Source organism: Sediminibacterium sp. GW821-FHT12F12 (genome assembly GCF_058806635.1).
Map to the genome: position 1 here is coordinate 376,415 of NZ_JBXAPW010000001.1, position 13,678 is coordinate 390,092.

At 44.8% G+C, this 13,678-nt stretch carries 14 protein-coding genes and 1 tRNA gene; 11 read left to right on the forward strand and 4 right to left on the reverse strand.

Annotation, left to right across the window (positions count from 1 at the left end; translation table 11 throughout):
* Positions 1 to 3 precede the first annotated feature (3 nt).
* A complete protein-coding gene (locus AC1RNB_RS01445) occupies positions 4 to 1,494 on the reverse strand; it encodes a sensor histidine kinase (protein WP_493080068.1) in 1,491 nt (496 codons plus the stop codon).
* A 124-nt stretch (positions 1,495 to 1,618) separates the two neighbouring features.
* Here AC1RNB_RS01445 and AC1RNB_RS01450 point away from each other — a divergent pair, with 124 nt between their 5' ends.
* The 11 genes from AC1RNB_RS01450 to AC1RNB_RS01500 all read left to right on the forward strand — a co-directional run bounded on the left by AC1RNB_RS01450 (position 1,619) and on the right by AC1RNB_RS01500 (position 10,571).
* The gene (locus AC1RNB_RS01450) at positions 1,619 to 2,815 is read left to right on the forward strand and encodes a redoxin domain-containing protein (RefSeq protein WP_493080069.1); all 1,197 of its coding nucleotides are present in this window, start codon (positions 1,619 to 1,621) and stop codon (positions 2,813 to 2,815) included.
* A 736-nt stretch (positions 2,816 to 3,551) separates the two neighbouring features.
* Entirely contained in the window at positions 3,552 to 3,968 is a 417-nt protein-coding gene (locus AC1RNB_RS01455) for a hypothetical protein (RefSeq protein WP_493080071.1), read from the forward strand.
* Positions 3,931 to 4,422 (forward strand): helix-turn-helix domain-containing protein, encoded by a 492-nt coding sequence (locus tag AC1RNB_RS01460; RefSeq protein ID WP_493080073.1) that lies wholly within the window; start codon positions 3,931 to 3,933, stop codon positions 4,420 to 4,422. Before AC1RNB_RS01455 ends, AC1RNB_RS01460 begins: the two co-directional genes overlap by 38 nt.
* The gene (locus tag AC1RNB_RS01465) at positions 4,419 to 4,901 is read left to right on the forward strand and encodes a hypothetical protein (protein ID WP_493080074.1); all 483 of its coding nucleotides are present in this window, start codon (positions 4,419 to 4,421) and stop codon (positions 4,899 to 4,901) included. The genes AC1RNB_RS01460 and AC1RNB_RS01465 overlap by 4 nt, the downstream gene beginning before the upstream one ends.
* A gap of 318 nt (positions 4,902 to 5,219) precedes the next feature.
* Positions 5,220 to 6,185 (forward strand): CBASS oligonucleotide cyclase, encoded by a 966-nt coding sequence (locus AC1RNB_RS01470; protein ID WP_493080076.1) that lies wholly within the window; start codon positions 5,220 to 5,222, stop codon positions 6,183 to 6,185.
* Between the two features lie 5 nt (positions 6,186 to 6,190).
* The gene (locus AC1RNB_RS01475; protein ID WP_493080077.1) at positions 6,191 to 6,706 is read left to right on the forward strand and encodes an HORMA-1 domain-containing protein; all 516 of its coding nucleotides are present in this window, start codon (positions 6,191 to 6,193) and stop codon (positions 6,704 to 6,706) included.
* Positions 6,706 to 7,641, forward strand: coding sequence for an AAA family ATPase (locus tag AC1RNB_RS01480; protein WP_493080078.1), 936 nt, complete (start codon positions 6,706 to 6,708; stop codon positions 7,639 to 7,641). The genes AC1RNB_RS01475 and AC1RNB_RS01480 overlap by 1 nt, the downstream gene beginning before the upstream one ends.
* Positions 7,638 to 8,378, forward strand: a complete 741-nt coding sequence (locus tag AC1RNB_RS01485) for a DUF6602 domain-containing protein (RefSeq protein ID WP_493080079.1) — start codon at positions 7,638 to 7,640, stop codon at positions 8,376 to 8,378. The genes AC1RNB_RS01480 and AC1RNB_RS01485 overlap by 4 nt, the downstream gene beginning before the upstream one ends.
* Positions 8,375 to 9,427 (forward strand): nucleotidyltransferase family protein, encoded by a 1,053-nt coding sequence (locus AC1RNB_RS01490; protein ID WP_493080080.1) that lies wholly within the window; start codon positions 8,375 to 8,377, stop codon positions 9,425 to 9,427. Before AC1RNB_RS01485 ends, AC1RNB_RS01490 begins: the two co-directional genes overlap by 4 nt.
* A 19-nt stretch (positions 9,428 to 9,446) precedes the next feature.
* Positions 9,447 to 10,115, forward strand: coding sequence for a hypothetical protein (locus AC1RNB_RS01495; RefSeq protein WP_493080081.1), 669 nt, complete (start codon positions 9,447 to 9,449; stop codon positions 10,113 to 10,115).
* A gap of 90 nt (positions 10,116 to 10,205) precedes the next feature.
* Positions 10,206 to 10,571, forward strand: coding sequence for a hypothetical protein (locus AC1RNB_RS01500; RefSeq protein WP_493080083.1), 366 nt, complete (start codon positions 10,206 to 10,208; stop codon positions 10,569 to 10,571).
* Positions 10,572 to 10,880: 309 nt separating this feature from the next.
* Here AC1RNB_RS01500 and AC1RNB_RS01505 read toward each other — a convergent pair whose 3' ends face one another.
* The 3 genes from AC1RNB_RS01505 to AC1RNB_RS01515 form a co-directional block, all read right to left on the reverse strand.
* Positions 10,881 to 11,255: an HNH endonuclease signature motif containing protein gene (locus tag AC1RNB_RS01505; RefSeq protein WP_493080085.1), complete on the reverse strand. Its 375-nt coding sequence runs from the start codon at positions 11,253 to 11,255 to the stop codon at positions 10,881 to 10,883.
* Positions 11,256 to 11,263: 8 nt separating this feature from the next.
* Complete coding sequence (locus AC1RNB_RS01510; protein ID WP_493080087.1) at positions 11,264 to 12,745, reverse strand: hypothetical protein; 1,482 nt, start codon at positions 12,743 to 12,745, stop codon at positions 11,264 to 11,266.
* A gap of 272 nt (positions 12,746 to 13,017) precedes the next feature.
* Positions 13,018 to 13,092, reverse strand: a tRNA-Glu gene (locus AC1RNB_RS01515).
* Positions 13,093 to 13,678: the final 586 nt, after the last annotated feature.

Sequence of the window (13,678 nt, forward strand, 5' to 3'; positions counted from 1 at the left end):
TATTTATACAGGTAATTGTATTGTAAATGAAGTTCCATCGGTTTGGTTACTGTTCACTTCCACACTGCCGCCATGCTGCCCGATGATTTGTTTAACGTAAAAAAGTCCCAGCCCAAAACCCTTTACATCCTGCACATTGCCTGAAGGAACGCGGTAAAATTTTTCAAAGATCCGCAACAGGTGTTTTTCTTCTATGCCGTTACCGTTGTCTTTTACAGTAATAATAACAGTACTCATTTGTACTGATACAGAAAAAACGAGTTGCAATTTTTCAGGAACATATTTTACCGCATTATCAACCAGGTTATATAAAACGTTTTTCAGGTGGGTTTTATCTGCCTGCACCGTGATATTATCCTGATCGGATTGTATTTCGTATGAAAAGACCACCCCTTTTACTTCAAAAGACTGTACAACCATTTTTAACAGGCTCAGGATTTCTACCGGTTCTTTATTGAGTTTTGCCTCTTGTCTTTCGTATATAGCAATATCGAGGACCTTTGAAACAATATCATTAAGTCTTTGCAATTCCATTCGCGATGTATTGAGGTAGCGCTCTGTTTTTTCACTACTTTTTAACCCGTCAAAATACTGCAGGCTGTCGATGGCGGCGGTTACAGTGGCAATAGGTGTTTTCAGCTCATGGGTCATATTGCCGATAAAATCATTTTTTAATTCGTTTAGTTGTTTCTGCTGCAGGATGGTTCTATACATCCGGTACAGGCAATACAGCGTCAGCGACAGCAATAAAAAGGTTGTTAGCAGTGCCAACCAGAGGCGCCCGAAAAGCAGTGATGCCGGTTTGTATATATAGGCCATTGCCATATATTTTTTTCGGTAATCATTAATGGTTAAATAGTTGATGTATACGGGTTTTGTTACAAAGGCGTTGCCGGTATTTTCTAATGGGAGGGATACAAGGGATGTGTCAAAATACCTGATGACAAAAGGAGTGGTAATATCTTTTTCGAGCAGTTGTTTTTTAAATATTGCTTGCAGGTAAGCGCTATCGAGGGAAAGCTGTTTAAACTTCTGAGTCCATAATTCGCCAAAACGTTGTGTATAAAAAAAGATAACATTCTCTTCTACATTTTTTTTTACGTTGTCATTGACATATCTGTCAATGATCATTTTCTTTTGTTCTGCCGTTAATTCCGGCCCAAGGGTCATTTCTGAATTGGTCCAGGAGGAATAATCTTTTTTGTTGCGCGTATCATACATATTGATCATCCATTGATGCTGTTTCTCGTTATACCGCGTTTTAATATCAACATAATTTGTATCGGACAGGATAGATTTGAGATAAACAGTTAATATTTGTTTTCGTTTGTTTTCTTCACTGTCGATAGCAGACTGAAAGGCATGCGTTATCTGGCGTTGTAAAACATCGGTAGAATTTTTCCATTCATTGTGCATCCAGAATGCCTGCAAACACAGCAGGCCCGTGCCTGCAGCAAGTGCGAGAACAAATAAGCGGCGAAGGGATGAGTTCATATACAGCAAATGTATCCGTCCTGTTGCGTTTATAGAAGTTTCATTAACAAACATTAACACAGTTTCGTTTAGGTTAACGCCTTGCTTCTTTTGCCCCGAATAATTTTACACTTAAATCATTCACATGAAAGCAATAATCGTATTATCCATGGTTGCAATAGCTATTGTAACTACTGCGCAGGAAGCAAAAGTTGGCAGTTCCCTGCCAGGGCTACAGGTTGTTAATGTTATTAACGGCAAATCCAGGAAGATCAGCCTTGCATCTCTGAAAGGGAAACTGGTGATCCTTGATTTCTGGGCTACCTGGTGCAGCCCCTGTGTGGCTGCTTTGGGTAAATTTGAAAATTACAAGAAACAGTTTGGTGATAAACTGGTTGTTTTGGCCGTATCTGATGAAACTGAAAGCAGGTTAAAACAGTTTATGGTCAATAGACCCACCAACCTTTTGATCAGTAGTGATACAGCCGGAAGTTTACGCCCCATATTTCCACACCGTACCATACCCCATACGATATTGATCGGGATAGACGGCAAAGTAAATGCGATTACCAATGCGGAGCATATTACCCCGGAAGTGTTGCAGCTTGCCTTAAAAAATGTAGTGGTAAACCTGCCACTTAAAAAAGACAATACCAGTTTTAATATAGATACTTATTTCAAAGTGGATAGCTCCCTGCAACAGGCATTTAATATGCTTCCCCCAGTTGAAGGAACCGGGACCATGAGCAGGGTTTACCCGGAAGGTTTTTTTAAAGGCCGACGGATGACCATCGTAAATATGCCGATGGATGGGTTATACCGGCTTGCTTACAACAAAACCTATTCGCAGATGATCAATGAATATGATACGGTGAAACGAAAATATATTGATGAAAAAAAATATTGCCTTGATTTCTGGATAGCACAGGAAGATGACAATCAGTTACATACTTTTTTTCAACAGAAACTAAAGGAACAGTTTGTGGATGTTGATGCGGTAATGGAAAAAAGGAAAATGAAAGTGCTGATTATCAAAGCAGACAGTACGGCCGCTAAAAAATTAAAGCCATCAACAAAGTCGAACGACAGGTTTGGTGCAGGGGGTAGTCATTTTGAAGGTGATGGCGTGCAGGTTAAGGCATTGGCAGAGTACCTGGAAGATTTTGGGTTGTATAATGGGAAAGTGATGGATGAAACCGGCATTGCGGGACGGTATGACATATTCTTTGAATGGCAGCCGGAGAGGAAAGAAAGTTTAAAAACAGCTTTCACCAATCTTGGCCTCTACTGGGAGATAGCGGAAAGGGAGGTAGAGGTTCTGGTGTTGAAACGGATCTACTAATAATCCTGTAATAGTAACCATTTTTCCCTGCACCAGTCAAGTATAAACCTCCGGCAGTTCTGCCTGTGAGGTAGAACCCTATAATAGGAAACTGCAAAAAAATACCATCAGTTGAATGCTGATGGTATTTTTTTAAGTAGCCAAGGCGGCGGAGATTTCGGACGTTTTTTTGGGTGATTTAAAGCTGTTAGCAGGGATGCATTTGGCCTAGAGTGATTGATGACATTGTGTTATGATATATTTAATCAATAAGTATAAATTTTTTCTACTCGGTTCGAAAACAGGCAATTTGTGCCGGGGGGGCACTGTTGTAAAATTTGATTCTATCGACAAATCCAAATTAGATTACGCAGTAGAAAATTTTGGAATCAGCTACGACTGCCTTTTGGCACCCTTGGTTGTTTTATATTTATTCACCCGTGTATAAACATACTTTGTGCAACGTTTATAATTGTATCTATTGCGGAGCCACGCATACGGCATTGAGTTTTGCAATAGCCCCTGGATGTCTTTCAACGGTTAGCACCTGATCACTCTCAAGGCAAAATATTCAGGATTAAATTGAGGAATTGTTTTACCATTGCCATGCGCGCGATGCGTTCTTCCATACCCCCGATGGCATTTAAAGAGCTACCTGTTTACGTTCCAATATTTCAGGTGGAAAACCTTTGCCTAAAAAATTTGGCAAAAATTAACCTATAGCTTTATTTTGTAGATATTAACCTATTGCTTAACTTTGACAAGACTTTGTAAGATATTCGCTCAATCGCCGGACGGGAAAAAGGCAGTCTGTATAGATGTCGAGAACGAAGGAGAGATCATGGGGTACGTTTTGCAGACGCCCCGGTACAGGGATAAGTTCATGCATATCGTTCAACTGATCCTAAGTGGCCACCGCATCACGGATCTCTACGATAAGGAGGATATCGATGCAAAGTCAAAACATGTCACTGCCATGAAGTTTTTCAAGGGGCAGGAGAACGGCAGGATCTACTGTAAGGAAATGAGAACAACGGATGGGGTGTTTGTCGTGGTAACAGCAGAGGTGTATCCACGGAAGAAGTCAGAAGGTGTGAGTAAAAAAGAAATTCCTATCATCCATAAAGTCGCAAGTTATGAGTACAAAATTCAGACACCTGCAGATCAACCCTGAATACCAGGCGTTGTTTGCATTCAAGACCAAAGAAGAAGAAAGGGCGCATGAGGCCCAGGCGATGTCGTACCGTATTTTGAGCGAGGTTGAGAAGATCTGCGAAGACCGTAGTATGACCAAAAGAGACCTCGCCGCAGCTGTGGGGACTTCGGCCAGTTATATCACGCAGCTCTTCAGGGGGGCTAAACAGGTCAATATGGATATGATGGCCCGCTTCGAAGACGCGCTCGACGCCTGTTTTGAAATTAGGATCCGTTGTCTGGAGCAGGCTAAAGCGGAATTTATTTTCGGGCAGGTTGAGGAGATCGGAACCAGAAGGGTGCCCGTGCGCTCGGGTGTGTGGTGTAAGATGGAACAACTGCGGGGAACACCAAGTCCGAAGGAGACCTGCGAGGCTATTGAGAGCCTGATTGACAAACCGGGTTACAAAGAAAGATTTAAGCAAATAGCATGAAGCCAAACGCGTCACCATTAGCGATAGTAGATTTTGCGATAACGCGCATGGATTTCCGGATCTCGGCACCGGATGATAATACCGATATCAGCGAGCTTTTCAGCCGATACGATATTGACATTGATTTCGGGGTGCGCAAAGATGAAACGATCCAGGTGTGGGTACGCGCGAAGATCAATGCGGATGAAGAACTGAATGGTTACAGCATCGATGCAGAAGCGGGTTGCTTTTTCAGCTTTGATGACAAAAGCGATCTTCCTGTGCAGAACCGGGAAACACTCGAAGGTTTTTCCGCGATCTACATCGGGCTCAACAGCCTGAGGGGATTGATCAGCAGTTTTACTGCCAACGCGCCGTTCGGGAGGTATATCCTTCCTTCGCTGGACCTGAATGAGCTGATCGAGCAGAAGAAAAAGCAGCAGCAGGAAAAGCAGCAGCAGGAAAAGCCCGTGAAAAAGAAACTGGTTAAAAAGAAATAAAGCTGGTATGCTTTCGGGCATGACCATTCGGATAAAAAAAGCCCGGTTTTTTAGCCGGGCTGTATAGACAAAATGGATCGAGAATAAACGGCGCAAATGATCGCGCCGAGCCCTAGAGAAGCTTTCTTTTTCCAAAGTGTTCAGGTACAAATATAGGCGGAACGAGTTCATTTCCAAGTAGTGCCGCCTTTTTTTCCTCATCACTAGCCATTCTATACGTTGTCCGGTTATCACTACAGTCGACCCCGCTCATCACGAGCGGCAGGCCGGCTGTGATATCCAGCTCTATGCCCGGACTGTAAACAAATAACGTATATAATGTCACGAGAACACGTATCACACGCGGAAATCGCGCAGTTCGCCAAAGACAAGGTGAATCTGCCGAAGGATAAAGCAGACGCACTGCGGGAGCAGGCGAACGGCGTGCGTTCCAGGCTTGAAAAATACCTGGAGGAGCATCCTGATTTTACCCTGAAAAAAATGCAGCTGTCGGGCAGCCTGCCTAAAGGCACGGCCTTAAAAAGCCTGGGCGATATCGACATCGCCTGTTATATTAGCGGGTCAGACGCACCAAAAGACATATCCGCGCTGCTGGAATACCTCACCGAAAAACTGCGAAAGGCGTTCCCTAATTTCAAACCGGAACAAGTCAAGCCCAAGACCTACAGCGTAACCGTATCCTTCATGGGGACCGGACTCGACGTTGATGTCGTGCCCGTGATCTATGAAGGCGATCCGGACTGGTACGGTAAGGTTGTGAGCCAGGAAGACGGCAGCTTCCTTGAAACCTGCATTCCGCGCCACCTGGAGTTCATCCGCAGCCGCAAGGCGAAACAACCCACGCATTTCGTGCAGGTAATCCGGCTTGCCAAACAGTGGGTCAGGTATATGAAGCAGCAGAATCCGGACTTCAAATTCAAATCTTTCATGGTGGAGCTGGTCTTAAGCAAACTACTGGACGCGGGTAAGGATTTTTCGGATTACCCGGAAGGACTGCAGCATTTCTTCACTTATCTGGCTACCTCCGACTTAAAAGAACTGATCTCGTTTACGGACTATTACCCAGCTTCGGCGCTGGAAAAATATACGGAGCGCGTTCGGATCATCGATCCGGTGAACCCAAAAAACAACGCGGCTTCCCTGTATACGACCGCACAGGCGGCAGCGATAGTGGAAGCCGCAGTGGAAGCCGGTGACGCCATCGATTCGGCGCTCGCGGCCACCACCAAAGAAAAAACCATTTATTACTGGCAGAAAATATTCGGGCCTTCATTTCAAATTTAATTACCATGACAGGAAGTTTTACCAATTCAACAACCCAGACCTTTAACGTCACGCATGCACGTTACTTGGCCTCCAAAGTAGCGACCGATCTGAAACGTATACAGCGTTACTATACCAACCCGAGCGACAACGAGATCAGCGAGTATGAAACTGAACTGATCGAGTTACTGCGTAACGGTTATTTAAGTAACGTGACTTATGGTTTTAAAAAGGATGGCAGTTGGATCGAGCCAACTGTGCGCTACACCGCGAGCGAGCTTTCATCAATGTACAACACAGATGACGATCCCGGCAAAATCAGAACCGGGGCAAATATCAATGGAGCAGAGTTTACTTCGTTCCTGTCGTATTCTACTGCTTACATGAACCTGAACGCCGAAGAAAAACAGAAATTCAAAAACAGTCTTCCCTTTCAAAGGGTGGCCGGTGTTCAGCCGGGGATCAACGGGCAATTGACACAAGACAAAAACTATCATTCAGGCGGTACATCACTGAACCGTTCATCTGTAAAAAGCTGCTAATGGAAAAACCATCATTTGATCAATTATTCGAACCGGCGCTTGAGTTTCCTGACATGGATATGCGCGAAAGGTTCAACATGCTGGTGGGCCTCGACCAGACAAAAAGCAGGCTCGCTAAAATACTGGGGTTACTTGTGAACACGAACGGGATCAAGAAATGGGCTGACAAGCACCACCCGGACAGCAAACGAATCATTTCACTCGTTACAAGACGGCCTCCCCTGGTGATTCTCGCCGGAGATGTTGGTGCAGGTAAATCAGAACTAGCCATGACAATAGGCGATGCTGTGGCGAGGCAGGAAAACATCCCCGTTACCTTATTGCCGTTGAGCCTTTCTGCAAGGGGGCAGGGCATGGTCGGGGAAATGACAAAACTTGTTTCTGCAGCATTTGACTATACCATCGAGCGCGCAAAAAAAATGCAGGGTAACGGTGGGTGTGCAAGCGGATCGGTTATCCTGCTGGTTGATGAAGCGGACGCACTCGCCCAATCGCGTGAGAGCGGGCAGATGCACCACGAAGACAAAGCGGGCGTCAATGCGTTCATCCGTGGCATTGACCGCCTGGGTAACGGGAGGTTGCCGGCGGCAGTGATCATGTGCACCAACCGACCTGAATCCCTCGATCCTGCCATCAAACGGAGGGCAGCAGATATTTTTCTTTTCGGAAGACCAACCGATGAACAGAGATTGTCTGTTCTTGAAGCGCCGCTCACAGAACTGGGTCTTTCTGCAAAAGAGATCAAAAACATTGTCGAACTGACAGGAAAGGGTACAGGCAGACCTGTTGGCTTTACATTCTCCGATCTCACGCAGCGCTTGCTGCCGACTATATTGCTGGAAGCATACCCGGATCACGCCGTTACGGGAAAACATGCCATCGAAGTGGCCAGATCCATTCAACCTACACCACCTTTTAAAGAATCACAAGTATGAGCAATTGGTCATTATCGCAACTTCTGCAGAGCCTGCACGAAGACATTCATTCCAAGCTGGATATCGCACGCAAATCGATCGATCACCCGGGGTCCAAGGGAGACGCGTCAGAGAATATCTGGCTCGAATTCCTGCAGACCTACCTGCCCAAGCGCTACCAGGCTGAAAAGGCCTTCGTGGTTGATTCCAAAGGGAGTTTCAGTGAACAGATCGACGTGGTCGTTTTCGACCGCCAGTATTCGCCCTTTATTTTTGATTTCAAGGGTTCGAAGATCGTACCCGCTGAGAGCGTCTATGCTGTGCTTGAAGCCAAGCAGGTGATCGATGCGGCAAAACTCAAATATGCATGTGGAAAGATCGAAAGCGTACGCGCCCTTCACCGAACGAGTCTTCCTATTCCAACAGCGAATGGATGGGCGCCTGCGAAGAAACCGGGGTATATTTTCGGCGGGTACCTTGCACTTGGCAGCGATTGGTCGCCTGCACTCGGTCAGACATTGCTGGACAATCTTGCACATCACAAAAACTGTATTGATATCGGTTGCGTGGCGGCGCATGGTTACTTCCTGCAGGAAGATGACCCTGCGAATGCCGGTATGAAAAAATACCGCGGGGCAGAAGTTGACAAACCCGCAACCGCATTTTTATTTCACCTGATCGCCTTACTGCAATCGCTTGCAACCGCTCCGATGATCGATGTGCTGGCGTACGCGGATTGGTTAACACCTGACGAATGAAAAAGAGAAACAAATACGGGTTGAACGGCCTGCTGCTTGGCGCTGCAGGCGGAGCCATTTACAGTGTTGTAAAACAAACGCCTGCATTGGTTATGGGCAAACCGTTCGACTGGCAGGCTTTTGGGCGCAATACGGCCGGCGGCGCGCTGATCGGCGGCGGCAGCGGGTATGTTCTGGGTGCTGTCAGGGATTACTACAACGCGCGTGAGAAGCGCATCAATACTGACTGCATCTTACATACGAGAGCGGGGGAACTTGTACTTACCAAGTCTGATCCGCGCTACTGTTTCCTTCGTACAAAAGCGGATCAACTTTCCTTTTTTCTTCAAAGCGAATATCATGGTGACCTTGTATCGGCTCCGGCTTTTTACGGTTCCACTGAGAAAGGGATCGCGCTTGCAAAGGATTTTGATATAGATCTTGGTGTGCCTTTTCATGCCTCCAGGTTTTCAACCGGAAGTATGTACGATGATCTGCAGGATGCAGTAGAAACGTTCGCAGCCAGGCATGGCGGCGCGAGGGTGCGGCTCCAGGATAAATCGATCGGCATCCTGTTCCCGTATGGGAACAGTCATTTGAAGATAGATGTCGTTCCCTTGCGTGTAAGCAACGTGCGGGTGAGTAAAACGGTTGGCTATCTTTTTGTGAACAGCGGCGGCCTATTCTCAAATCCTTCACGCACCAAAACAGATCTGAATGCCTCGCTGTCCCTTCCGCTGAATGACGCGCAAAAAAAACTGATGGTACTACTCAAGGAGTGGAAGCGGGAAAATGATTTGCTTCTTTCGACTTACCTGCTGCAGACTGTGGTGAATGATGCGTACATGCGAAACAGGGGACGAATTCCGGCTTCGCTGACCGGTAAGCTGATGATGGTGGTGAAACACATGGAAACTTCCATCGATAAATATCATTTCTACGGACGTGAAAATACCAATAATTGCCTGACTGATTTTTCGGGTAGTGAACGCAGTGCGATCACAAGTGCCTGCCGCAGGGTTATCACGGACGTAGAATATCAACCGAACGATATACTAAAGCATTTCTAATCCCGCCAAATGTACCAACATGCAAAAGCTGAACGCAAAAAAACTGATCGACTTTCAGAACAGGTCCAAGGCAGCCAGGAAAACCTTCGCTGAGAAACTGAAGAAACCTGTGGCACCAAAAGAGGGCGGCGGTGGCGACTACTGGATCCCGGCGACCAGTGCCATCTGCAATGCATGGAAGTATGATGATGCGGACCTGATCGATGAAAAGATCCTGGGCCTTGAAAAGTTGATCAAAGAAACCAGGCGCCCGCAGACACAAGATATGTACAAGCGTAACATTGCCATGCTGAGTGGTTTTAAGAGATTCGATCTCGCGTCCATTAAGGCCAAAGCGGAACTCCACATCATGCATGTGCCGAAGACCACCGAACTGCTGATGATAAAGGGTCTGCCCGTACAGGTACTGCCGAGTTATGTATTCACCTACAAGGACAAACCGGATGGCGATGCACAGGTGGGTGCAGTCTGGTTCGTCGCATATCAGCACGGTTATAAAAAAGAAGAACTCGGCGTATTCGCTGAACTCGCTTATCGTTTTCTTTCGGCCAATTACGCGAAGGGTTTTTCGGTGAACACTTCAAACTGTATCGTGGTGGATGTGATGCGCGCGAGTGAACTGCGGTATAAAAATGTCACCGATCCGAAAGTAGATGCGATGATCAGCGAACTAAAAAAGCTTTTGTAATAAACAGGGAACAAAAAATAGTAAATAATATGAATTTAGAAATTAACAAGCTGCAAAAAAGACGGAGACGCTTCAAAAGAGTATTTGCTTTTGAAAGCAACCGCAGACATCAACCTCAGTCACTATGCCGTGATCGATAAAACTTTCGATGAAGATGGTAATTCATCGAATGTGTTCAGGCATTTTTTCAGGTTTCCTTCGGTCGAGGTGAAGCAGGGTGAATATGTCTCTCTATGGACCGGAAAAGGGTCTTATGAAAAGGGAATTTTGAAATCGAAAGAGCCTGTTCACTGCATATACTGGGGGTCCGACGAAGCGGTATGGAATGACGAGAACCGGGAAAGCGCAACGGTGCTTAAGGTGGAAACAGTAGCGACGATTGCGACAGGACACCCGGACCCTGCGAAAAAAAAACCGGTGATCCGCAAGATTAATCAAAATCCTTACAAGAAATAAGTGTCAGGCAAAACGAAAAAGAGAGCGCCGGTTCTCCTTTTTTGTATACCGATTTTTTTTCGTCACCCAAATTTATTGTCTGCTATGTAATCAGTTGAATGAATTACCATTTGTCTTGATAGATAAAAGATAGATCTGCGAATCCGGTTATCTTCAAAAAGACGTTCAATTTCACGGTAATTCAAATTAGCGAGCATAAAGTTTTCAATAGTATTTAATGTTATAGAGAAATCATGTATTTCGGTTTTGTAAGCCCAAATTAATCTATATTATTATTTAAGCGGTATCCTTGTATGTCTTCGTCAATGCTTATTCCCCTATTCCTTTTGAACTTTGAAATTGGATCGTAACTTCCATCGATGCTTTTAATAAAACCTGTTCGGTTAATTGAGTAATCGGGCGATCGAGTTTTTTCAATAGTTTGTCTCGGGCAGACTGGGTGACTTGGTAATGATGGTTTCGAAATTTCATAAGTGCTTTGGGAGATAGTTTCTTTCTCAGTGTGCTTTTTACGGTAGCGCGGTCGTGGCAATTAAAACATAGCAGCACGAGATTGTCAATGTCTGCGTTCGATGGATCACCGTCAATGTGATGTATGTGGTCATCGCGTTCTTGATCAACACAGCATAGGAGGTTTGCTTTGAACAATATTTCTGCTTCAGTATCCTCCGGTATTTTCTTCATAGATTTCATTACTCGATGACTTTAGTAGTGTGGAACTCTTTAAGAATCTTTAGATACAGTTCGTAATAGTCTATTGACTCAATATCGTAATGAATATTACCAACGGTTTTATCGCCTGGTTGGGACAGATATTTAACTTCCATCGTATCTGCTTCACAGATGTTTGAAGAAACAGTGAATTCGACATTCAGCTCTTTTCTTGGATTTTTATAATATAAAGTGAATGATCCAGACTTAAAATCATGCTTATGCCTAGCCTCAAAAAACATCAACTTTTTAAACCATTGATCAAGCTGATATAAGCCCGCATCTAATTCTATTAAATATTCAATGTCTTCCTTTAATTGCTTATAACCGCCAACAATTCCTGCCAGTATCTGCATTTCTAAAACCGGGGTTTCGTGGATATTAAAAGTCCTGTTCTTTCCTTTTGTAATGAATGTAATTTCATCAGCAATCAATGGGGCTTTTACATAGGTAACCATTTTACGTAGTGAGAGTCTGTTCGTATGAACTAGTACCGAGGCGAGATTGAATAAACCATAATTGCCAAGACTGGGCAAATTTGTCAGCCTCTGCATATCAGGTCCAATTGAAAGCTTCCGCAAGAGCTTATGGCAAATTGTTTTGATCCGTTCATAATTTTGAAAGTGGAAGATTTTAGTCGAATAGAACTTATCAATGTAGCCGCTAAAATCAACAGTCGCCCCGTATCGATTTGCGAAAATATTCCTTACGTTTTCAATATCACAAACTAAAATCACTTTATCGAAATGGAATTTATTGATGATGGTGTTAGTTTGCTTGTGATCCATCTGTGAAGAGAAAATATTCAGGATACGGAAGAGGTGTTCAGGGTCTATCCTATCAACGTTGTCTATTACCAATACGTTTTGTTTGGACTCTTCTTTTTGTGAGAGCATTTTACGTATAAGAAAAGTAATGATGTCATTTTCATAAATTGAAAATGCACCTTTTTCGATCGAGTCAATAAAGGTTAGCACTTTTGATTCTTCAGTTGCTTCATCAACCCCGCGTTTTAAGTTCTTTATCTTGTCATAGAAATTTTCGATACCAGCTACAACCCCAGCCAGCTCTTTTCCAATTTTAGGAATGAACCTTAATAATTGCCTGACTACTTCTTCCGGGTGTTGCCATAGGTAATACTCAACCGCCTCTTTGGTAGTTGATTCAAATGTGTCAAGCTCTATTTGCTTCTGTAATAACGATAACAAAATGTCGTATTTTATATAACTGAAAACGTCTTCCGTGTTTGCCACCGAATAGTTTACAGGATCTAGGAATGTTGATTCGTATAGATTTGCACCTAAATACTTTTCCTGGTTGATAAATATTTCCTGAAGGAAAGTTGTTTTTCCCTTGCCAAATTTTCCTGAAAATAAAATACGTTCGTTGCCTTCGATGGCGAGGTGTTGACTGAATTCTAATGCTGTATCTGTGATCAGGGTTTCATTTATCTCATTAGCCATCTTTAAAATTATACAAAGATCGCATATTAGGCTGTTTTCATTCTCCGTAGGGTGTCCTTTTAAAAAGCCATCTTAAACGTCCCCGCTGATCTCTCCCGGTAGGGGACTCAGCTGTTTAGAAGCAGTTGAAAGCTCAGTTAAAGCAGTTCTTGTTTTAAAAGGGGGAGTAATGATAACTCCATCAGTGGCAGAGCCTCTGCGTGCAGGTGTTATAGAATACAATGTGAATTTGGGCAGGCCCAAAAAAAGCCACCTGAAACAGATGGCTTTACTGGTAGCCGGTACGGGAATCGAACCCGTCTTTGCCCCGTGAAAGGGGGCTGTCCTAACCGATAGACGAACCGGCCGTTCGTTTAATGGGACGCAAAAATAGGTTTCCACACCTTTTCTGCCAAACATTTTTGAAAATTAATGGCAATTATTAGCGCTTTTCCCCGCAAATGCAATGGGGGCGCGGGGGAGGGTGTGAGTAGTGAGTGGTGAGTAGTGAGTGGTGAGTCGTCAGGCGTGAGGCGTGAATAGGGGGGCTGGCTGGATATTGTCAGACTCGCCCACCGAACTCCCCGCAAATGCAATGGGGGCGCGGGGGAGGGTGTGAGTAGTGAGTAGTGAGTAGTGAGTAGTGAGTGGTGAGTAGTGAGTAGTCAGTGGTGAGTGGTGAGTCGTGGGGCGTGAGGCGTGAGTAGGGGGGCTGGAGGCATGCTATCCTCGAGCTCCCTACTCACTACTGACTACTCACGATTTCTGCCAAACATTTTTGAAAATTAATGACAATTATTACCCGTTTTCCCCGCAAATGCAGTGCTGGCGCGGGGGAGGGTGTGAGTAGTCAGTGGTGAGTCGTCAGACCTGAGGTGTGCGTAGGGGGGCTGGCTGGAGGTATGCTATCTCCCAACTACCTACTCACTACTGACCACTCACGATTCACGTAAA

Bases quoted from the DNA above. Each gene is read 5' to 3' on its own strand.
- AC1RNB_RS01485 (WP_493080079.1), top strand. From the start codon at position 7,638: ATGAGCAATTGGTCATTATCGCAACTTCTGCAGAGCCTGCACGAAGAC.
- AC1RNB_RS01460 (WP_493080073.1), top strand. From the start codon at position 3,931: ATGAGTACAAAATTCAGACACCTGCAGATCAACCCTGAATACCAGGCG.
- AC1RNB_RS01450 (WP_493080069.1), top strand. From the start codon at position 1,619: ATGAAAGCAATAATCGTATTATCCATGGTTGCAATAGCTATTGTAACT.
- AC1RNB_RS01510 (WP_493080087.1), bottom strand. From the start codon at position 12,745: ATGGCTAATGAGATAAATGAAACCCTGATCACAGATACAGCATTAGAA.
- AC1RNB_RS01480 (WP_493080078.1), top strand. From the start codon at position 6,706: ATGGAAAAACCATCATTTGATCAATTATTCGAACCGGCGCTTGAGTTT.
- AC1RNB_RS01470 (WP_493080076.1), top strand. From the start codon at position 5,220: ATGTCACGAGAACACGTATCACACGCGGAAATCGCGCAGTTCGCCAAA.
- AC1RNB_RS01505 (WP_493080085.1), bottom strand. From the start codon at position 11,255: ATGAAGAAAATACCGGAGGATACTGAAGCAGAAATATTGTTCAAAGCA.
- AC1RNB_RS01490 (WP_493080080.1), top strand. From the start codon at position 8,375: ATGAAAAAGAGAAACAAATACGGGTTGAACGGCCTGCTGCTTGGCGCT.
- AC1RNB_RS01465 (WP_493080074.1), top strand. From the start codon at position 4,419: ATGAAGCCAAACGCGTCACCATTAGCGATAGTAGATTTTGCGATAACG.
- AC1RNB_RS01495 (WP_493080081.1), top strand. From the start codon at position 9,447: ATGCAAAAGCTGAACGCAAAAAAACTGATCGACTTTCAGAACAGGTCC.
- AC1RNB_RS01475 (WP_493080077.1), top strand. From the start codon at position 6,191: ATGACAGGAAGTTTTACCAATTCAACAACCCAGACCTTTAACGTCACG.
- AC1RNB_RS01445 (WP_493080068.1), bottom strand. From the start codon at position 1,494: ATGAACTCATCCCTTCGCCGCTTATTTGTTCTCGCACTTGCTGCAGGC.